This is a genomic window from Microbispora sp. H10830, assembly GCF_014161375.1.
GTDB classification, from domain to species: domain Bacteria; phylum Actinomycetota; class Actinomycetes; order Streptosporangiales; family Streptosporangiaceae; genus Microbispora; species Microbispora catharanthi.
The window spans coordinates 17,818-37,180 of record NZ_JABBWX010000019.1 but is presented as its reverse complement, the minus strand read 5'-3'; the positions used below and the strand labels follow the sequence as shown (position 1 = coordinate 37,180).

The window sequence follows — 19,363 nt, the reverse complement described above, 5'->3', positions numbered from 1 at the left end:
TTGCGGCTGGAGATGGATGAGTGCGTCGATCTGAGCGTTCGGTGCCCGAGGCCACGAAAGGCTGCCGACCAGCTCGGATCCGATGACCTCAGGTTGATCAGCAGCGTGGGGCAGCGCTGCAGAGCCCAGCACGGGTTCATCGAAGAGGAGACGGGCCGCGGCACCAAGCGCGAGCGCTGGTGGAGAGTCGTCGAGGACACGAAGGTCCTGGAGACCGCTGAATTCCACGATGACCCCGACACCAGGGGTGCCCTGTCGGTTTACATGCACGAGCTGGTGCAGCAGTACTTCAGCCGGGTCACGAACCACCTGAGCGAGAGCTGGGACGGCGACTGGCAGCGCGCCGGCACCATCTCCGACTGGCGGGACCTGCGGATGACGCCGGCACAGCTCAAGTCGCTCAACGACGAGTTGATGGCCGTGATCGCGCGTCACACTCTCGAGCCCGGCGCGGAGGCAGCGCCTGGGGCGCTGCCGATCATCGTGCAGATCCAGTCGTTCCCCCGCAAAGGGCGGGGAAACGGATGAGCCAAGTGTCAATCTCCTGCGTCGCGATCGGGACTTTCGTCTGCTGTGGTGTGGAGAGACCACGGGGAAGTTCGGCGCCTCCGTCACCGCCGTGGCGATGCCCCTGATCGCCGTCTCGCCCCTGCACGCCACCACATGGGAGGTCGGGGTACTAAGCGCCTCGGCCTGGCTGCCCGTGGCTGGTCATCGGTCTCCCGGTCGGAGCGTGGGTAGATCGGGTGCGTCGCAGGCCCGTCATGCTGACCGCTGCCGCGGTGTCTTTCCTGCTGTTCTCCGTGGTTCCGGTCGTGGAGTGGACCGGCCATCTGAACGTTGGCCTGCTGGTGGTCATCGCGCTGCTGACGGGCACTGCCGCCGTGTTCTTCCAGACCGCCTACACCGCCTACCTTCCCAGCATTCTGACCCCCGCGGACCAACTCGAAGGCAACGCGAAGCTGCACGGCAGTGCGTCGGCCGCCCAGATCGCCGGCCTCGGCTCCGCCGGCCTGATCGGGCAGACGATAGGCGCGGTCAACGCGATGTTCGCCAACGCGGCGACCTTTCTCTTCTCCCTCCTCTGCGTCGCGAGCATCCGCAAGCGCGAGCCACGCCGCGAAAGGAGGGCCGTCCGCTCTAAAGCTCTGCTCGACGAAGTCGGCGAAGGCTTGCGATGCTCATCCCGGCCGCCTCTGTCGGAGCCGGGCTCCTTCTCTTCGCCACGGGGGGATTCTGCGTGGTAGCAGGCGTCGTGGCCGGCAACGTCATCAAGGCGAGCTTTCAGCAACGTTACTGCCCGCCGGAGCTTCTCGGGCGTCTCTCGGCGAGCACGGCTTTCCTCAACTACGGAACAATTCCGCTGGGCGCTCTGCTCGGCGGATGGCTGGGAACTGTCTTCGATCTCCGTACAGCCATGTGGATCACGACGGCTGGAGTGCCGCTGGCCGCGCTCATCCTCCTTTTCTCCCCCATAGGGCGCTCCCGCGACTTGCCGATGGCCCCTCGCCCCAGGAGTGTCCCGGGGCAGATATACCCCCGTCCGGCCACAAGACGGTCGTGATCAAGGCGTCCGGCATGCTTCCCCGCCGCGCCTGCTTCTACTAGTACTACAGCCAGGTTTTGTGATCTATAGTTCTGGATCATGTCGGGTGGTGTGACTGCGGGCGACCTTCAGGAGTGGGTGGCCGGGCTGGATGCGTTGTTCGCGCGGGTGGCGGGTCGGTTCGGGCGGGTGGAGCCGCGGCGTCAAGCGCGGGCGTATCTGACCGGTTTGCTGGCTCCGGTGGAGCGGAAGAACGGCTGGCAGTTGGCCGAGGCGGCCGGGGACGCGACACCGGATCGGATGCAGCGGTTGCTGGTCAGCGCCCGCTGGGACTCCCTGGGGGTACGGGCGGATCTGCGGGCGTACGTGGTGGAACACCTCGGGCACCGGGATGCGGTGCTGATCGTGGACGAGACCGGCTTCATCAAGAAGGGCACAAAATCGGCCGGGGTGCAGCGTCAGTACTCCGGCACGGCGGGCCGGATCGAGAACTGCCAGCTCGGTGTGTTCCTGGCCTACGCCTCACCGCTGGGCCGGGCGTTGATCGATGCGGAGTTGTACCTGCCGAAGTCCTGGCTGGCCGACCGCCAGCGGTGTGCGCAGGCCGGCATCCCTGAGGAGGTGGAGTTCGCCACCAAGCCGATGCTCGCCCGGCAGATGCTGGCCCGGGCCTTGGACGCTGGCCTGCCCGTGTCTTGGGCGACGGCCGATGAGGCCTATGGCATGGACTACAAGTTCCGCTCTTTCCTGGAGCGGCGCGGTGTCAGCTATGTGGTCGCCGTCCCGAAGAGTCAGATCGTCGCGGGTGCCACCGTCCGCGCCGATACCCTCGTCGCGGACGCCCCGCCGGAGGCGTGGAAGCGCCGCTCGTGCGGCGATGGCGCAAAAGGGCCCCGGCTGTATGACTGGGCGCTGGCCACCGTGCACTACGAGACCGAGCCCGGCTACCAGCGCTGGCTGCTGGCCCGGCGCTCCCTGATCCCCGGCGCCAAAGGTGAACTGGAGATCGCCTACTACCTGTGCTACGGCCCCGTGGGAACAACGATGGACGACCTGGTCCGCGTGGCCGGAGCGCGCTGGGCGATCGAGGAATGCTTCCAGACCGCCAAGAACGAGACCGGCCTGGATCACTACCAGGTCCGCCGATTCGATGCCTGGCACCGCCACATCACCCTCGCGATGCTCGCCCACGCCTACCTCGCCGTCACTGCCGCACACTCCCCAAAAGCCCAGGCGGCCTGGTCCGCCTCACACCAGCAGAAATCCGCCGTCTCCTGGCACACGTGATCGTCCCTGCCGCACGCGCTCTTGAGTCAGTATTGGCCTGGTCAACCCACCGACGCGACCATCAGACCCGCGCCCGCCACAGCCACTACTGGCGACGCTGGCTCAGACATCACGAAATCAGGCTGTAGTACTAGTACTCCAGCGGTAGATCGTGATCATGCTGGGGCTGCGGCTCGGCGTTCATAGTGGCTCGCTTGGGATCGGGCCTGGTGGCGGCTGGCGAGGTCGCCGGTCTCGTCGACCACGAGTACCGCCTGGTCGTCGTGCAGGTGCTCGGCCGCGTAGTCGCGCAGGTCGTCGCGGACGGCGTCGGCGTCTCACTTGGCCCGGTTCGGCGGGTGCTGCCACCGCCTGATCGTTTGTCTTCGTCAATGCCGGAGGAGTTCGCAGAAGCGGTCCAGGGCGCGGTCGGTGCGGTGGCGGTCGCCGGTGGTCGTCAGATCGAACAGGAGGCCCCGGATGACGGCCATGACCAACGTGGGAGTGACGGTGTCGTCAGGGGTGGTGGCGATGTCGCGGAACGTGGCGCCGAGGGTGTTGAACCAGTTCGTGATCGCCTCGGCTCGGTCCGGGTAGTTCTCGGGGTGAGCCAGGCCGTCGGCGTGCACCTCGAAGATCAGCCGGACGTACGGGGCGCGTTCGGGTGCGCTGATCCAGGCCCAGATGCCGCGCAGGCGTTCCTCCGGAGAGGCCGCCCCCGACGGGAGGTTCTCAGCCAACCGTGTCGCACCGCGGCGGCGGGCCTCCGCAAGGACGGCGGATACCAACTCCTGCTTGCTGCCGAAGTCGTAGAGCAGCATCCGCGGGCTGGTATCGAGAGCCGCGGCCAGCGGCCGCAGGCTCAACCCGGCCAGGCCATGCGCCAGTACGTAATCGGTCGCCCGCGCCAGCGTGGCCTCCCGTCGGGCGGGGTCTGGGGGTCGCCCCACGGTGGATCATCCTCTCGCCGGCGCCGATCTGGGCCTACGTCAGTATATGGTGCGACTGTTTCAATAACGGGAGGAGACAGTCATGCACTCGCTCGACCGGGCACTCGTACTGGGCGCCGGAGGTCTCGCCGGCACGGCCTGGACGGCTGGGCTTGCCTGCGGACTGCGCCGCGGCGGGGTGGATCTCGGCGAGGCCGATCTGATCGTCGGCACCTCGGCCGGCGCGATCACCGCCGCACTGCTGGCCACCGGCCAGAACCCCGACCGGCTCGCCACCCCAGTGCGCCCTGCCGACTCCGGCAGCGCTCCTCCCCAGGTGGACGGACGCCGGCTGGGCGAGGCGTTCGCGGTGCTCGGCAGCGCCGCCTCGAACCCGGACGAGGCGCGGCGCCGAGTGGGCCAGATCGCGCTTGCCGCCGAGACCGGCCCCGAGCAGGCACACATCGCCCGGATGCGCGCCATGGCCGGCGCAGACCAATGGCCGGACCGGCAGCTGCTCATCACCGCGCTGGACGCCGAGACCGGCGAGCAGGAGGTCTTCGATCGCGCCAGTGGCGCACCGCTGCCCTCCGCCGTGGCGGCAAGCACGGCCTTTCCGGGAATCTACCCACCGATCACCATCAACGGCCGCCGATACATGGACGGCTCCCTGCGGTCGGCGACCAACGCCGGACTCGCGGCCGGAGCCCGCACGCTCGTCGTGATCGACCCCCAGGCGCACCTGTTTCCCCGCGAGTTGCTCCACCAGGAGCTGGCGGTCGCCGGGGCGCACACAGTGGTGACCATCGAGCCCGATCCGGCATCGATACGCGCATTCGGCTCGGACCTGAACGACCGGACGGTCTGGGAACCGGCCTACCAGGCGGGTCTTCGCCAAGCCACCGATGCCGCAGAGCGGCTCCGCCTCGCCTGGACGACCGGATCCGTCACAAACTGAGCGCCGCCCGATCTCCGAAGCGGTGCTGCGGTCTCGCCGGTCCCGCCCTCGGCCTCGTGGGTCTCCCCGGCCATTCGCGACCAGTCACCAACCAGGTCGTCCGACCGCCCGGATCGCGATCCGCCGCTGGAGCACTAGGGAAATGAGGTCGATCGGCCTAACCTGGGGCGATGTCGGTTGACGGTACGGCGGCGTATGCCGATCTCGAGGGGTTGCCTCCGCTGGTCGGGCGTGCGGTCCGGGTAGCCCGGCAGGCGGGCTTCGCTCCTTCGTGCCGGCCTGAGCAGGGGCGGCTGCTGTACGCCCTGGCGGGCGGCGCCGAGACGATCGGGGAGACCGGCACCGGGTGCGGAGTGGGCCTGGCATGGCTGGCCTCTGGCGCCCGGCCCGGGGCCCGGCTGGTCAGCGTCGAGCGGGACGCACGTCGCGCGTCCCTGGCCGCCCAGGTCTTCATCGATCACCCGCAGGTCTCGGTCATCCGCGGTGACTGGCGGGAGATCCATCGGGACGGGCCGTACGACCTGCTCGTGCTCGACGGCGGTGGCCAGGGCAAGAGCGGTGAGCAGCCGGCCGACCCGCACCGGCTGCTCCGGCCGGGAGGCACGCTGGTCGTCGACGACCTGACTCCGGCTCGGCACTGGCCGCCGCGGTTCGACGGCGCCGTCGACCAGGCGCGGATGCACTGGCTCGGCCACCCGGGGCTGGACGCGGCCGAGCTTCGCCTCGCGCCGGATCTGGCCGCGCTCGTGGCCACGCGCCGTTTCGCCGAGACGTCCGGCACGACGGATCACTGACGGTCAGGCGCCCTCGGCGGAGTCGCGGCGCCGGTAGGCCGCCGGGGTCAGGGCTTCGTGGCGGTGACGGGCTCGGCGGGGACGTCGTGACCGGCCGTACGGCCCGCCGGGCGTGCGGGGAGAGCCAGGGTGACGGCAGCGGCGACGAGGGCGGCGGCGCAGCCGATCAGCATCCCGGCACGGAAACCGCCCTCCGACGGCAGGACGTGCCCGCCCAGCCGGATGGTCATCTGCGACAGGACGACGCCGACCACCGCGGCCGAGACGGTGGTGCCGATGGAGCGCATCAGCGTGTTGAAGCTGTTGGCGGCGGCGGTCTCGGAACGGGGGACCGCGGCCATGATCAGGGCGGGCATCGCCCCGTAGGCCAGGCCGACGCCGATGCTGCACACGCAGGTGACGATCAGCAGACCCCAGGTGGAGCCCAGCAGGACGGTCGAGGAGCCGTACCCGAGCGCCATGACCAGGCTGCCGGCGATCAGGGTGACCTTGGGGCCGCGGGCGGCCGACAGGCGGGCGCCCAGCGGCGAGACGGCCATCATCATCAGGCCGGAAGGAGCCATCCACAGGCCGGCCGCCAGCATCGACTGGCCCAGGCCGTAGCCGGTGGCCGCGGGGAGCTGCAGGATCTGCATGACGATCAGCGCCTGGGCGTACATCGAGATACCGACCACGATCGAGGCCAGGTTGGTCAGCAGCACCTGCCGCCGCGCGGTGACGCGCAGATCGACCAGCGGGTCGTCGACGCGCAGTTCCCACCAGCCCCACAGCAGCAACACGACCAGGGCCGCGGAGAGCAGGCCGAGTGTGGTGCCGCTCGCCCAGCCCCAGTCGGCGCCCTTGGAGACGCCCAGTAGCAGGCACACCAGCCCGGCGCCCAGGCCGAGCACACCGGCGACGTCGATCCGTCCGGACGCCCGGGCGGGCGTGGCCGGGACCAGGAGCCAGATCAGCACCGCGACCAGCACGCTCAGCACCGCCGAGCCCCAGAAGAGCACCCGCCAGCTCGCGTACTCGGCGACCGCCGCCGCGATCGGCAGTCCGAGCGCGCCGCCGATTCCCATGGACGAGCTCAGCAGCGCGATGGAGGGGCCGAGCCGCTCGGGCGGCAGCAGGTCGCGCAGGGCGCTGATGCCCAGGGGGATCAAGCCCATGCCCATGCCCTGCAGACCTCTTCCGACGATCATCGGGGTCAGGGAGCCCGCCAGCGCGCAGACGACGCAGCCCGCGATCAGCGGCGCCGAGCAGACCAGCATCATGAGGCGCTTGCCGTACAGGTCGCCGAGCCGGCCGGTGACCGGAGTCGTGACCGCTCCCGCGAGCAGCGTGACGGTGATCACCCAGGAGGCGTTCGACGCGGTGGTGCGCAGCAGGTTCGGCAGCTCGCCGATCAGCGGCACCACCAGGGTCTGCATCAGCGAGGCGACGATGCCGGCCACCGCCATCACGCTGACGATGCCGCCGGGGCGAGCGGCGGACGTGGAGCCTCCCACGTGGGTCTCCCTCGAATCGATGGGCAAAACGATGTGCACCCTACACATCATGTGTTACATGCACAATTCGTGTAGGGTGCATATATCTGTACGAGAAGGAACCGGCATGGACAAGCCCACGCATCTCATCGAGTTCGAGACCATGTTGCTCGGGCGGCACCGGCATCTCGACCGCAGCGCCTACCTGCTGCTCAATCGCATCCTCGTCACGGGCCCGATGTCCATAGGCCAGCTCAGCGACGCCTTCGGGCTGGACGTGTCCACCCTCAACCGGCACACCTCGGCCCTGCTGCGCGCCGGGCTGGTGGAACGCATCCCGGACCCCGACGGCGGCATCGCCCGCAAGTTCCGCCTGACCGAGGAGGGCGAGCGGTGGCTCGGTGAGGAGCGCGAGAAGAACATCCTCGGCCTGGAGAAGGTGCTGGCCGGCTGGACAGCCGAGGACGTCGCGGCCTTCGCCGCCTACCTGAGGCGGTTCAACACCGACATCGAACACCTCGCCGGGCGGCCCTGGCCCCGCCCCTGAGCAGCGGACACCCGTGCGGCGGACTCGCAGGCGCCGGTCTCACTCGCCGGGAAAGCCGGTCAGTTCCTCGACCGCCGTGTCCAATGACCTGTCGACGCCGTTGCCGACCATCTTCCGGTACGCCGGGTCGCCCTCCGCCGCGAGACGCCGGATGCCGTCGGCGGAGGCGCTGACCCGCTGGCGGACGGTCTCGACGAACCGCCCGGCCGGGCCGTCCCAGCCGTAGGCGTCGAGGAACAGCCGCAGTCTCCGGGGCCGCTCGGCGAACGCGGTGAACCCCTCCGCCGCCACGACTTGGCGGGCGTGGAGCGGCACCCAGGAGAAGGCGGTGAAGGCGAGGTCCCACTCCGGGGTGACCGGACCGGCGAAGTCCCAGTCGAAGAAACCGACGAGGCGCCCGTGGGCCCACGCCGCGTTGTACGGCGCCGCGTCGTTGTGGCCGACGATCAGGCCGGGCCGCCAGGTCCCTCCCTCGCGCCAGACCGCGTCCGGCGGAGGGACGAAACCCGCCACCGCGGCGTGGAAGTCGCGCAGCCAGCCGGCCACCTGACGGAGCGCGTCGTCGCTGTGCACCCACGCGGGCCACGGCCGCGCGGTCCCGACCACCTCTCCCGGCAGGTACGAGAGGACCTCCCGCCCCTGGTCGTCGAACCCCCGTGCACGCGGGGCCCGGTCGAAGCCGACGTCCTCCAGATGCCGGAGCAACGCGTGCACGGCAGGCGTCCAGGGGCCGGGGACACGGCGGACCGTGTCGCCGACCCGGACCGCCCCATTCGTGTTCCCGCCGGGAAGACGTCGCTCTTCGATCATGCGTCCCATGATGGCCCCTGACCGCCCCGCGGGCCCTGACGGACTATCGGGACAGAGTGCGTTCGTGAGCCGGCAGGGTCACGTAGGCGATGGGGCCGCCTGATGCGGACGGGAGGGGCTTTCGACTTTCCGCAGGCCGGCGAGCGGGATGCCGAAGCGGATCGCGGCCTGCCTCAGGGTGATGAGGGCCATGAGCTCGCTCTCGGCGCGCAGCGTCGGGACCGTCGAGCCGCGCCGTGAACATGGGCGCCTGGCCACCCTATCGATCAAGCAGAGTGGCGAGGAAGTCCTGCGTCCTGGCGTCGACGGAGTAGACCGCCGTGCCGATCATGCCGCGGGTGAGCAGCACCTTGTAGGTGTTGCGAATCAGCCGGTCGGCCTGCTCGTCCGTGACGGACTTCTTCGTCAGCGCCGGGTCCGCGCTGGCGCCGCGCACGGTGATCAGACGGCCGTCCCGATGAACGAGGTCGGGTCCGAACACGACGCCGTTCCAGTCGTACTCGAAGCCCTGGGCGGTGTACACGCAGCCGACCTGCTCGAAGCCGCCCGGCATGGTGGCCCACAGCGCGCTGGGAGGGGCGTCGCCGACGGCGCGGTCACCCTTGACGTTCCACGGCTTGGACCAGCCGTCGATCCGCACGTCGGAGACGAGGCGGTCGCCATCGGGGTCGCTCCATCGCCAGCAGAAGCCGGCGGTCATCCGTGCCGAGTAACCGTCGTCCAGCTTCCCCCGCAGCAGTCCCTCCAGCTCGTGCGGCGAGTCGGCGAGGGTGACCTCGAAGTGGGGGTCGCCGGTCCACGGCTCGGGATCCTCACCGTTCAGGCCGAGCAGTCGCAGCACCCACTCCTCGTACGCGCGGCTGCCGCCGCAACGGAACTGGGCGTCGAGATCCACCTGCTGCACGGCCAGACCGCGGGCCTGTGCGTGCGCCCTGATGTCGGCGACGGTCCCGGTCTCGCCCGGCCGCACCACCTGGTGTTCGTCGAGGAGGAAGACGGGGACGCGGGCGGCGCTCATCAGCTCGTCGAGCTGGGACCGCCCCGTCCGTGCGGAGGCCTTGGTGAAGCGGTTCGCCGAGGTCTCGCGGATCCGGTGAGCCTCGTCGCAGATCAGTACGTCGAGGTCGTTGGGCTTGGCGGTCATGAAGTTGTTGAAGTACTTGAACATCGCCTTCGTGCGCGTGGATCCCCTGGCCACGTGGCGGCGCATGGTCTCGGTGAAGGACCGCGATCCGGTGGCGTGGTGTGCCGGATAGCCGCGCTCGGCGAGTTCGCCGAGCAGGGACAGGGCGATGACGCTCTTGCCCGAGCCGGGACCGCCGGTGACGATCACGACCTCCTTGGAGTCGGCCGCCCTGGCCTTCTCCACCGCGTGCAGCACGATTCCGTACGCCAGGCGCTGCCGGTCCAGGAGGACGAACTGATCCCGATGCTTGATCTCGGCCGCGGCCACCTTCAGCAGTTGCTTGGACGGCCGGATCGCCGACGCCAGCAGCCTGTCGGCGGCGCGCGCACCGGGTTCGGGCGCGAACTGCGCGCGCAGGTAGTCGACGAACCGACCGCGACGGCTCTGGCTGAACAGACGGGTCCGTTCGTCCTCCACGCGGTCGTAGAGGTCGTGGATGTCCGGGTCGTTCGCGTTGTGCAGGTAGGCGACGCCGCGGACGGCGTGACGGCGGTGCTCCAGGGCGCCGACGAAGTCGGCGAGGTAGTCGCAGTAGCCGTGCACCTGCAGGACCGGGTGAAGTCTGGGGTGGTTGCCCATGCCGGGGACGAGAACGAGGTCGGCGTCGTCCTCGTACAGCTCGGCGTGGCTCCACTGCTTGAGCTCCACGACGACGTACGCGTCGTCGCCGCTGGCCCGGTCCACGCCGGCGAGGATCACGTCGGCTCGCTTGCTGGTGAGCGGTAACTGGTATTCCAGCAGCATCTCGACGCCGCCGAGCCCGGCCTCGACGAGGTCACGGGCGAGAACGGGCAGGCTGCGGTCCCATGATCTCCGCTCGCTCCTGCCGGGATTGACGCCCTGAGTGATGCGAAGTTGCTCGGCGATCACCTCGCTGAGCACCCTCTCCGGCATTGACGCGAGCTGAAGCAGACCTTCCGCGGAATGCCGGACAACGGCCACGGACCTACCCCCAGGCAGCACGAAAGACTCGTGCGGTATGGGGGCGTGTCCGTTCTCGGGCGAGAGAACGGAAGCCCGTCGGGCCGCATCACCGGTACGTCCGGAAGATTACAACGATCCACGCGACATGATCCCGGCGATGCGTGCGTCTCATGCCGTTTGCGCCGAATCAGGTGGCGGGGTCAGCAGCCGGGGTACTTGTCGCGGTCGAGGCGGCCGCCGGTGAACTGGGTGGTGAAGTCGTCGGCGAGCTCGATGACGGTGTCCCTGCCCTCAAGCCGGGACACCCAGCGCCCGGGGAGGGCCGCGTCCCCGTGAACCGTGCCGAGGAGGTTGCCGCAGAGGGAGCCGGTGGAGTCGCTGTCGCCGGAGTGGTTGACCGCCAGCAGCAGTGCCCGCTCGATGTCGTCGCCGCTCGCCAGCGCGCAGCAGACCGCGATGGCGAGCGCCTCCTCGGCCACCCACCCGCCGCCGAGCGTCTCCACCGCCTCGGGCGACGGCTCCGCCGCACCGGCCAGGGCGACCGCCGCCTCGATCGCGGCGGTGGTCTCCTCGTGTGCGGGCCGCTCGGCGAGCAGGCCGAGGGTGTCGTGTACGGCCGTAGCGAGCGGCGTGCCCTGGGACAGGAGGCAGACCAGCGCGGCGAACGCGCCGGCCGCCAGATAACCGGTGGGGTGCCCGTGCGTGATCTGGGCGCAGTCGGCCGCGAGCGTGAAGGCCGCCCGCGGGTCGCGGGTGGCCAGTCCGAACGGGGCGGAGCGCATGACGGTGCCGCAGCCCTTGGAGCCGGGGTTGACCGGCCCGGGCATGCCGGGGGCCGCGAGCGGGCCGAGGTCGGCGCGCAGGCCGGACACGCAGGTGTTGCCGGGCGCGCGACGGGAGTAGAGCCAGGTCTGCTCGCGGAGCCGGCCGGTGCGGACGAGGCCGTCGGCGGGCGGCGGCACGCGGTGCTGCTGCGTGTCGAGCCAGCGCAGGTAGGCGTGGCGGACCACCTGCACCGCACCGCCGCCGATGCCTCTCTCCCTGACGCGCACGTCGGCGCGGATCAGCCCTTCGACGGTGAACAGCGTCATCTGGGTGTCGTCGGTGACCAGGCCGGTCTCGCCGCGCCAGTCGGGAGCCAGGTCGGTCAGCCCCGCCCTGCCGTGGTCGCGGCGGATGGCGGCGATCGAGTCGAACTCCACGGGCGCGCCGAGGGCGTCGCCGACGGCCCCGCCGAGCAGGCAGCCGCGTACTCGGGCCCCGAACGGAATGTCGTCCGTTTCGGCATTACTCACGATGATCCCCTTTCTGCCTTCCAAGAACGGTAGCGGTCTTGTCGCGGGGCCGCCGATCGGACAGAAACGGCTCACCTTGAGTAGGAAACTTTCCGACCTCTCAGGCCGGGTCGCGAGGTGAGCGTGAGCGGGAACTACCTGGCCGGGCCGCAGGGCCTGCTCTGGCCGATCAACGCCCGCGCCGTGCTCGACGTCATCGACCGTGAGGGGCCGCTGGGCCGCCCGGAGATCACCAGGGCCACGGGCCTGTCCAAGACCACCGTCGCCCAGGCGCTGCGCGAGCTCGTCGCACGCGGCGTCGTCGAGGAGGCGGGCGCCGACACCACCCGTCGCGGGCCCGCGGCGACCCTCTACCGGATCGCCCCCCGCTGCGCGCTCGCGCTCGGGGTCGACATCGGCCACCTGCGTATCCGCGCCGTCCTGGTCGACGCGGCGGGGGAGACGCTCGCCCAGGCGGAGACCCGGGCGCCGCGCCGCAGGGTGGCCGACACGGCGGCGGCGGTGACCGCGCTCGCCGCCGAGTGCGCCGAATGCGCCGGGACCGGGCCTGGCGACATCGGCCAGGCCGTCGTCGGCGTCCCCGCGGTCGTGGCGCGCGACGGCCGCACCGTCAGGCGGGCCTACGGGCTGCCGCAGGGCGGCCGCGGCCTGGCCGAGGCGATCGAGCGCGACCTGTCCGTGCCCCTGCTGCTGGAGAACGACGTCAACCTCGCCGCCGTCGCCGAGCAGCGGTTCGGCGCGTGCGCCGGCGTCGCCGACTTCGTCCTGCTCGGCGTCGGGGTCGGCCTCGGCGCCGGGATCGTGCTCGGCGGCCGGCTGCACCGGGGCTTCGCCGGGGGAGCGGGCGAGGTCGGATTCCTGCGCCACCCCGCGACCGAGCTCGGCACGGAGGTGCTCGGCGCCCGCCGCATCGCCGAACAGGCCAGGCAGGCCGGAATCGAGGGTAGCCCGTCCCCGCGGGAGATCTTCGAGAGCGCCAGGGGCGGCGATGAGAGGGCACTCGCCGTGGTCGACGCGACCGCCCGCAGGATCGCCCACGTCGCGGCGTCCATCGCCCTCGTGATCGAGCCGGAGCTGTTCGTGCTCGGCGGCGCGTTCGGCGCCAGCGCCGACCTGTTGCTCGGCCGCATCCGCCGCCACCTGGCCAGGGACGCGGCGCCGCTGCCGATCAGGATCGTCGCGAGCGGCGTCTCCGGGGACGCGGTGCTGCGCGGCGCGGCCTGGCTCGCCCGCCATCGCGCGCGGGAACGCGCCTTCGCCGCCGTGATGGGCGGGCGGCCGCACGACATGACGACCGGGGGACCGTACGACACGGACCTCACCGGGTCAAGGAAAGGGGACATCACGTGAACCTCGCACGACGGCTCGGCGCCGGGCCGGGCGACCGGCTGCTGATCGTGAACGCCGACGACTACGGCATGTGCCGGGCGGCCAACACCGGCATCACCTCACTGCTCGCCGCCCGCGCCATCAGCTCGGCGACCGTGATGACGCCGTGCCCGTGGGCCCCCGACGCGGTCCGTACGGCCGTCGCGGGCGGCTACGACGTGGGCGTCCACCTGACGTTCACCAGCGAGTGGGAGGGATACCGGTGGGGACCGGTGACCCGCGACCGCGCGGTGTCCTCGCTCGTGGACGACGCCGGCTACTTCCCGGCCGACTGCCGCACCGTGGAGGAGCGGGCCGACCCCGAGGAGGTCCGCGCGGAGATCTACGCGCAGATCCGCAGGGCCGTCGCCCTCGGCCTCGACCCGTCGCACGCCGACAACCACATGGGCAGCCTGTACGGCCTGGCCACCGGCCGTGACTTCCTCGACATCGTCTTCAAGGCGTGCGCGGAGCACGGCCTGCCGTTCCGGCTGCCCCGGACCCTCGACGGCATGGGCCTGCCGGGGGAGCTGGAACCGTTCGCGCGGGCGAGAGCCGAGGCCGCCGACGCGGCGGGCGTGGTGATCCTCGACCGACTGTGGACGCTGCCCTTCGAACTGGCCGAGGGGGAGACGTGCGAGAGCGTCAGAAATGACATGATCGGGCTGATCCGGGCGCTGCGCCCCGGTGTCACCGAGATCTACATCCACCCGTTCGAGGAGACCGGCGAGCTCCGGCAGATCATGCCGCATCACGCCAAACGCGGCATGGAGCTGCGGCTGTTCACCGATCCGGAGGTCCGCCGCGCCATCGCGGAGGAAGGCGTGCGCCTCATCGGCTGGTCCTACCTGCGCACGGCCCAGAGGGCCTGATGAGGCACGGCCCAGAGGGCCCGATGAGGCGCGGACAGGTGCTGGCCTACGGGTCGGGCAACCTGTCGGTCAACCTGCTTAGCCAGGCGTTCGCGACCTTCGCCACCTTCTACTACGTCGACCACCTGGGCGTCGACCCGTCGCTCATCGGCGTCGCCATGGTGATCCACGGCATCGTCAACGCGGTGCTCAACCCGCTCGTGGGGCACGTCTCCGACCGGACCCGCACGCGCTGGGGCAGGCGGGTGCCGTACATCGTGATCGGCATGGCGCCGCTGGCCGCGGCCTTCACCATGATCTGGATCCCGCTCGTGGACGGCGCGACCGCGAGGTTCTGGTACTTCCTGATCGTGGTCCTCGTCTACGACGTGCTGTTCGTCGTCGTGGTGCTGAACTACGTGGCGCTGTTCCCCGAGATGTTCACCACCATCGCCGAGCGGGCCGCCGCCGCGTCGTGGCGGCAGATGTTCGCGATCGTCGGCATGATCGTCGGCGTCGCCGCGGCGCCCCTGCTGTACGGCGCCGTCGGATGGGCCGCCATGGGCGTGTCCTTCGGCGTGGTGGCGCTGGCCCTCTTCGCGCTGTCGCTCCGCGGTTCGGCCGAGCGGGCCCACGCGGAGCGCGAGAGCTTCGGGTTCCTCGCCGCGCTCCGCCACACGCTCGCCAACCGCGCCTTCGTCACGTACGTCACCGGCGGCTTCCTGCTGCAGCTGACCTTCGCCCTGCTGCAGGCGGGGATCCCGTTCTTCACCAAGTACGCCCTGGGCGAGGCCGACTCCGCCAACACCGTCATCCTGGGCGCGGTGTTCGTCACCGCGATCCCGATGGTCTATGTGTGGAGCCGGGTGACCACCCGGATCGGCCCGCGCCGCGCCGTCCTCGCCGCGATCGTCGTGTACGGCGCGGCGCTCGTGCCGTTCCTGTTCGTCGGGAGCCTCGCCCTCGCGGGCATGCTGGTGCTGCTGGAGATCCTGCTCGCCGAGGTGATCGACGACGACGAGCGCAAAACGGGCGCCCGCCGCGAGGGGATGTACTTCGGGATGAACGGGTTCATCGTCCGCTGGGCGGTGTCCCTGCAGGCCGTGGTCATCACCGTCGTGCTGTCCCGATCGGGCTACCACAACGGGGCGGCGGTCCAGCCGGCCTCTGTCGTGACCGGCGTCCGGCTGATGATGGGCCTGGTGCCCCTGGCCGTGCTGGTGCCGGCCTTCTGCTGCTTCCTCCTCTATCCGCTGCGAGCGGGCGCGGTCCACGGTTCAACAGCTCCAGCTCCGGAATCCGCTGCGCATCGCTCCTCGTCATGACCGGCCGCTGCCGCCCTACCTCGAAAGACTCATGCGGTCGCCGGGCATGCGGCAGCTCTCACCTCACACTCCACGGTGCTGTGTCGTCGTACTGCTGAAGACGAGCACCATGCGGTTGTGGCATCGCCTCCCCGCGCTCGGCCTCCATCCGAACCCAAGGACCGGCCACGTTTCCCCTCAGGAGTGATCAGGCATGTCGACAGCGACCGAATTCAGCGAGCTGACCGGTGATTACGTCCTCGACACCGCGCGTACGCGGATCGAGTTCGTCGCCCGGCACACGATGGCCACTCGTGTGCGCGGGCGGTTCGACGAGTTCGGCGGCGGCGTGCACCTGGACGGCGAGGATCCGTCGAAGTCCGACGTCCGGCTCGTCGTCCATGCCGACAGCGTTCGGACCGGCAACGCGCAACGTGACGCGCACCTGCGCGGCAGGTTCCTGCGGGTGGACGACCACCCGGAGATCACCTTCACCTCAACCTCGGTGGAGCGGGCCCCCGGCGCCGGCTTCGAGGTCACCGGCGACCTCGCGATCCGTGGCGTGAGCAGGCCGGTGACCGTGGCGTTCGAGCTGACCGGCGTCGAGCACCACCCGCGGGGAGCCCTCCAGGTCTGCTTCGCCGGTCGCCTCACGATCGACCGCAGCAACTGGGGCGTGAACTGGAACGCCGCGACCACGGCCCTGATCAGCCCGAAGGTGCTGCTGGAGTTCGACGTCACCGCGATCCGGCGGTCCTGACACGTCCGGCGCTGCCGGCCCACGCCGTCGGCGTCGGCGGGGTGACGGCCCCCTCGATCGGAGGCCGGGAACGTGGTTGTACACGGTCGTACGCCTCACCATGGTCCGGCAGCCGACCCATCCGCCTCCAGCCCGAACCGCACCAGGTCTGCCCACCGGCCCCCCTTTCCCTCCTGCACTCGCCGCATGGCCAGGTCGTCCAGTGCGGTTGTGGAGCCGGCGTCGGCGGCGGCGCGGGCGAGGCGTTCTGCGCCTTCGTGGTCGCCGGCCTGCTCCCGCACCCGCGCCAGGTCGTACATCACGTAGCCGAGGCCGGCGTCGACGGCGGCCTGGGCGAATCGTTCTGCGCCCTCGTGGTCGCCGGCCTGCTCCCGCACCCGCGCCAGTTCCCGCAGCACCGTGGTGTCGCCGGTGTCGGCGATCGCCTGGTACAGACGTTCGGCGCCTTCGTAGTCGCCAGCCTGCTCCCGCTTCCACGCCAGGTCGTCCAGCACACTGATATCTCCGGTGTCGGCGGCGGCGCGGGCGAGGCGTTCTGCGCCTTCGTGGTCGCCGGCCTGCTCCCGCTTCCGTGCCAGGTCGTCCAGTGCGGTTGTGGAGCCGGCGTCGGCGGCGGCCCGGGCGAATCGCTTGGCGCCCTCGTGGTCGCCGGCCTGCCGGCGCACCCGCGCCACGTCGTTCAGCACGAAGGTGTGGCCGGCGTCGACCATCGCCTGGTACAGGCGTTCTGCGCCTTCGTAGTCGCCGGCCTGCTCCCGCATCCGTGCCAGGCCGTACAACGCGAAGGTGTCGCCGGCGTCGACCATCGCCTGGTACAGGCGTTCTGCGCCTTCGCGGTCGCCGGCCTGCTCCCGCATCCGTGCCAGGTCCCGCAGCGCCGTGGTGTGGCCGGCGTCGACGGCGGCCCGGGCGAATCGTTCGGCGCCTTCGTGGTCGCGGGCCTGCTCCCGCATCTGTGCCAGGTTCCACAGCGCGAAGGTGTCGCCGGCGTCGACCATCGCCTGGTACAGGCGTTCTGCGCCTTCGCGGTCGCCGGCCTGCTCCCGCATCCGTGCCAGGTCCCGCAGCGCGAAGGTGTCGCCGGCGTCGACCATCGCCTGGTACAGGCGTTCTGCGCCTTCGCGGTCGCCGGCCTGCTCCCGCATCCGCGCCTGGTCGCGCAGCGCGAAGGTGTGGCCGGCGTCGGCGATTGCCTGGTACAGGCGTTCGGCGCTTTCGTGGTCGCCCCGCTTCCGTGCCAGGCCGTACAGCGCGGTGGTGTCGCCGGCGTCGGCGGCGGCGCGGGCGAGGCGTTCTGCGCCTTCGCGGTCGCCGGCCCGCTCCCGTTTCCACACCATCTCGTCCAGCGGGTTGGTGGTGTACTCGGCGTCGTCGGCGGCCTGGTACAGGCGTTTGGCGCCTTCGTGGTCGCCGGCCCGCTGCCACGTCCGTGCCAGGTCGAACAGCGGGAGGATGTAGCCGGCGTCGGCGGCGGCGCGGGCGAGGCGTTCTGCGTCTTCGTGGTCGCCGGCCTGCTCCCGCGTCCGCGCCATCTCCGGCAGCTGTGCGGCGATGTGGCGGGCGTCGAGAGCGGCGCGGGCGAGGCGTTCCGCGCTTTCATGGTCGCCGCCCTGCTCCCGCGTCCGCGCCAGGTCCCACAGCGCGAGGGTGTAGCCGGCGTCGGCGGCGGCGCGGGCGAGGCGTTCTGCGCCTTCGTGATCGCCGGCCCGCTCCCGGATCCGCGCCATCTCCCGCAGCACGCTGGTGTCGCCGGCGTCGGCGACTGCTTGGTACAGCGTGGAGGCATGCCGATAGCGCCCGCGGTCGCGGGCGGCCTGAGCGAGAGCGCGGTGGTCGCTCATCGTGGCCGCGTGGCGGGTGGCGGCGTTCCAGAAGGCGGCGGGGGGACAGAGGGAGCGGCGGGTGCGGGTGCCGTGTTGTTCGAGGTAGTCGGCGAGGCGATAGGTCGGCTCGCCTCCACGTTGTGCGGCGGGGGCGTGACCGGTGCCGGGACGAGGTTTGATCCGGGCCAGCGGCGGGCGGGCTCCCCGGCAGGGGCGGTGATCGGTGAGGTAGGTGAAGGCGCGTTCGAGCCAGTCGTCGTCGAGCAGGTTCCATTGCTCGTCGCTGAGATAGCCGGGGGCGGCTTCTGCGAGCAGGAGGCGGGGCAGGGCTGGGCCGTGACCGAGGCGGCGGGCGTCGGTCGCGGCGTCCAGGATGGCGCGGGCGGCGGGTTCGGCGTTGTCGTAGAGCTCCAGCAGAGCCGGACCACCGGCCAGGTACTGGGTCAACCGCCCCTGCGGGGCCTGGCTTAAGGCCTCGGCCAGACGGGGATCGCCGGTGTTCGCCGCCTGCCGGCCTGCGGTATCGAGGTCGGTGCCGGTGAAGGATTCGGGAAGGCGGATGCTGGCGCTTTTGATCAGCTCGCGGGCCTGGGCGTACGAATCGGGCTGACCGGCGTGCGGGACCGCGGTGAGAGTCTTCCAGTAGGCGGGCCACAGGGTGCCCAGCACCAGCACCGGCCCTCGCTCCTGAGCACGCAGCAACTCCCGGAGCCCGCCGGCGACCCGCTCCCCGACGGCCTGATCGGCAGTGAGCAGATAGTGCTGGGTCTCGTTCAGCCACACCACGGTGTACGGGCCGATCGACTTCAGCTCGGCCAGGAGCGCCGCCGGGCGGCCCGGGTCGATCGGGTGCCACAGCCGCCACGGCTCGGGCAGGGTCCGGACCGCTTCCCACAAGGCGCGGGTCTTGCCCGTCGACGAGTCGCCGACCAGCACGACCAGCCGGGATGCTCCTGCTCGCACCTCGCGAACCACCTGTGCGAGGGTTTCGTCATGCGCTCGAGGGATGTAGGCGGGTAACTCCTCCAGCTCCTGATCGGCGGTGTCAACGCGAATCGCCGGATGGACTTCCAGGTCCAGCGGCCGGAGTTGTCCGATCGGCCGGCCCGGTTCTGCTGTGGCCGGGGGTGGGGCAGGGGCGGCGGCCATCGGGAGAGGGCAGGTCGGCGGCCGGCCGTTCTGCGCGTCGTCATAGGCCTGCTTCCACGCCGCCATGTCGCCCAGCACCGCGTCGGGACCCCCGCGCTTGTCCCCTGTCACCTTCTTGCGGTAGGCCTCCAGCAGGCGCTCGACCTGTTCGCTCCAGCTCGGTAGCCGCTTACGCGTGCCGTGGATGAGCGACTCGACCGTGGTCTTGGGGACGCCGGAGTGGCGGGACAGCCACTGCGCCGAGGGGTTCCAGGCCGCCGACCGCGCCTGCACCAGGTAGTCGAGGAAAATCCGAACACCGTCGCCGTGGTCGTCGGGCGGTTTCGCCATGTCGTGGCTCCTTCGCTGTCCTCCCCCGACAGATCCCGGTACCGCCGGCTA

Annotated in this window: 15 protein-coding genes and 1 pseudogene; 10 read left to right on the top strand and 6 right to left on the bottom strand. The window is 70.9% G+C overall.

Features of this window, described 5'->3' with window-relative positions; translation table 11 throughout:
* Nucleotides 1-93 precede the first annotated feature (93 nt).
* From HHX35_RS35670 to HHX35_RS35660, 3 genes and pseudogenes are all read left to right on the top strand, one after another.
* The gene (locus tag HHX35_RS35670) at nucleotides 94-528 is read left to right on the top strand and encodes a hypothetical protein (protein ID WP_220506269.1); all 435 of its coding nucleotides are present in this window, start codon (nucleotides 94-96) and stop codon (nucleotides 526-528) included.
* Nucleotides 529-746: 218 nt separating this feature from the next.
* Nucleotides 747-1,247, top strand: a complete 501-nt coding sequence (locus HHX35_RS42830; protein WP_310739529.1) for an MFS transporter — start codon at nucleotides 747-749, stop codon at nucleotides 1,245-1,247.
* A gap of 398 nt (nucleotides 1,248-1,645) precedes the next feature.
* Nucleotides 1,646-2,961: pseudogene (locus tag HHX35_RS35660) on the top strand (IS701 family transposase).
* A 240-nt stretch (nucleotides 2,962-3,201) separates the two neighbouring features.
* Here HHX35_RS35660 and HHX35_RS35655 read toward each other — a convergent pair.
* Nucleotides 3,202-3,762 carry a TetR family transcriptional regulator gene (locus tag HHX35_RS35655; protein WP_182903032.1) on the bottom strand — a complete coding sequence of 187 codons (561 nt, stop codon included), beginning with the start codon at nucleotides 3,760-3,762 and terminating at the stop codon, nucleotides 3,202-3,204.
* A gap of 82 nt (nucleotides 3,763-3,844) precedes the next feature.
* On the opposite strand from HHX35_RS35655, the gene HHX35_RS35650 reads away from it, so the two are divergent.
* Nucleotides 3,845-4,699, top strand: coding sequence for a patatin-like phospholipase family protein (locus tag HHX35_RS35650; RefSeq protein WP_182903031.1), 855 nt, complete (start codon nucleotides 3,845-3,847; stop codon nucleotides 4,697-4,699).
* 170 nt (nucleotides 4,700-4,869) lie between these two features.
* Nucleotides 4,870-5,493, top strand: coding sequence for an O-methyltransferase (locus tag HHX35_RS35645; protein ID WP_182903030.1), 624 nt, complete (start codon nucleotides 4,870-4,872; stop codon nucleotides 5,491-5,493).
* Between the two features lie 47 nt (nucleotides 5,494-5,540).
* Here the strand turns inward: HHX35_RS35645 and HHX35_RS35640 are convergent, their stop codons facing one another.
* Nucleotides 5,541-6,986, bottom strand: coding sequence for an MFS transporter (locus tag HHX35_RS35640; protein ID WP_310739528.1), 1,446 nt, complete (start codon nucleotides 6,984-6,986; stop codon nucleotides 5,541-5,543).
* Between the two features lie 106 nt (nucleotides 6,987-7,092).
* Here HHX35_RS35640 and HHX35_RS35635 point away from each other — a divergent pair, with 106 nt between their 5' ends.
* Entirely contained in the window at nucleotides 7,093-7,512 is a 420-nt protein-coding gene (locus HHX35_RS35635) for a MarR family winged helix-turn-helix transcriptional regulator (protein WP_182903029.1), read from the top strand.
* 39 nt (nucleotides 7,513-7,551) lie between these two features.
* On the opposite strand, the gene HHX35_RS35630 is transcribed toward HHX35_RS35635, so the two are convergent.
* The 3 genes from HHX35_RS35630 to HHX35_RS35620 form a co-directional block, all read right to left on the bottom strand.
* Nucleotides 7,552-8,322 (bottom strand): phosphotransferase, encoded by a 771-nt coding sequence (locus HHX35_RS35630; protein ID WP_220506268.1) that lies wholly within the window; start codon nucleotides 8,320-8,322, stop codon nucleotides 7,552-7,554.
* 259 nt (nucleotides 8,323-8,581) lie between these two features.
* Nucleotides 8,582-10,402, bottom strand: coding sequence for a DUF2075 domain-containing protein (locus HHX35_RS35625; RefSeq protein ID WP_220506267.1), 1,821 nt, complete (start codon nucleotides 10,400-10,402; stop codon nucleotides 8,582-8,584).
* Nucleotides 10,403-10,632: 230 nt separating this feature from the next.
* Nucleotides 10,633-11,727 (bottom strand): ADP-ribosylglycohydrolase family protein, encoded by a 1,095-nt coding sequence (locus tag HHX35_RS35620; protein ID WP_182903027.1) that lies wholly within the window; start codon nucleotides 11,725-11,727, stop codon nucleotides 10,633-10,635.
* Between the two features lie 123 nt (nucleotides 11,728-11,850).
* Here HHX35_RS35620 and HHX35_RS35615 point away from each other — a divergent pair, with 123 nt between their 5' ends.
* The 4 genes from HHX35_RS35615 to HHX35_RS35600 all read left to right on the top strand — a co-directional run bounded on the left by HHX35_RS35615 (nucleotide 11,851) and on the right by HHX35_RS35600 (nucleotide 16,010).
* Nucleotides 11,851-13,077 carry an ROK family protein gene (locus tag HHX35_RS35615; RefSeq protein WP_182903026.1) on the top strand — a complete coding sequence of 409 codons (1,227 nt, stop codon included), beginning with the start codon at nucleotides 11,851-11,853 and terminating at the stop codon, nucleotides 13,075-13,077.
* On the top strand, nucleotides 13,074-13,967 hold the full coding sequence (locus tag HHX35_RS35610) for a polysaccharide deacetylase family protein (protein ID WP_182903025.1): 894 nt from the start codon (nucleotides 13,074-13,076) through the stop codon (nucleotides 13,965-13,967). Before HHX35_RS35615 ends, HHX35_RS35610 begins: the two co-directional genes overlap by 4 nt.
* A 23-nt stretch (nucleotides 13,968-13,990) precedes the next feature.
* Nucleotides 13,991-15,271 carry an MFS transporter gene (locus HHX35_RS35605; protein WP_182903024.1) on the top strand — a complete coding sequence of 427 codons (1,281 nt, stop codon included), beginning with the start codon at nucleotides 13,991-13,993 and terminating at the stop codon, nucleotides 15,269-15,271.
* Nucleotides 15,272-15,464: 193 nt separating this feature from the next.
* Nucleotides 15,465-16,010, top strand: coding sequence for a YceI family protein (locus tag HHX35_RS35600; protein WP_182903023.1), 546 nt, complete (start codon nucleotides 15,465-15,467; stop codon nucleotides 16,008-16,010).
* A gap of 95 nt (nucleotides 16,011-16,105) precedes the next feature.
* On the opposite strand, the gene HHX35_RS35595 is transcribed toward HHX35_RS35600, so the two are convergent.
* On the bottom strand, nucleotides 16,106-19,312 hold the full coding sequence (locus tag HHX35_RS35595; protein WP_182903022.1) for a tetratricopeptide repeat protein: 3,207 nt from the start codon (nucleotides 19,310-19,312) through the stop codon (nucleotides 16,106-16,108).
* Nucleotides 19,313-19,363 lie beyond the last annotated feature (51 nt).

Excerpts from the sequence above, each read along its gene's own strand:
- HHX35_RS35630 (WP_220506268.1), bottom strand. The coding sequence starts at position 8,322 with ATGATCGAAGAGCGACGTCTTCCCGGCGGGAACACGAATGGGGCGGTC.
- HHX35_RS35645 (WP_182903030.1), top strand. The coding sequence starts at position 4,870 with ATGTCGGTTGACGGTACGGCGGCGTATGCCGATCTCGAGGGGTTGCCT.
- HHX35_RS35635 (WP_182903029.1), top strand. The coding sequence starts at position 7,093 with ATGGACAAGCCCACGCATCTCATCGAGTTCGAGACCATGTTGCTCGGG.
- HHX35_RS35595 (WP_182903022.1), bottom strand. The coding sequence starts at position 19,312 with ATGGCGAAACCGCCCGACGACCACGGCGACGGTGTTCGGATTTTCCTC.
- HHX35_RS35605 (WP_182903024.1), top strand. The coding sequence starts at position 13,991 with ATGAGGCGCGGACAGGTGCTGGCCTACGGGTCGGGCAACCTGTCGGTC.
- HHX35_RS35600 (WP_182903023.1), top strand. The coding sequence starts at position 15,465 with ATGTCGACAGCGACCGAATTCAGCGAGCTGACCGGTGATTACGTCCTC.
- HHX35_RS35650 (WP_182903031.1), top strand. The coding sequence starts at position 3,845 with ATGCACTCGCTCGACCGGGCACTCGTACTGGGCGCCGGAGGTCTCGCC.
- HHX35_RS35625 (WP_220506267.1), bottom strand. The coding sequence starts at position 10,402 with ATGCCGGAGAGGGTGCTCAGCGAGGTGATCGCCGAGCAACTTCGCATC.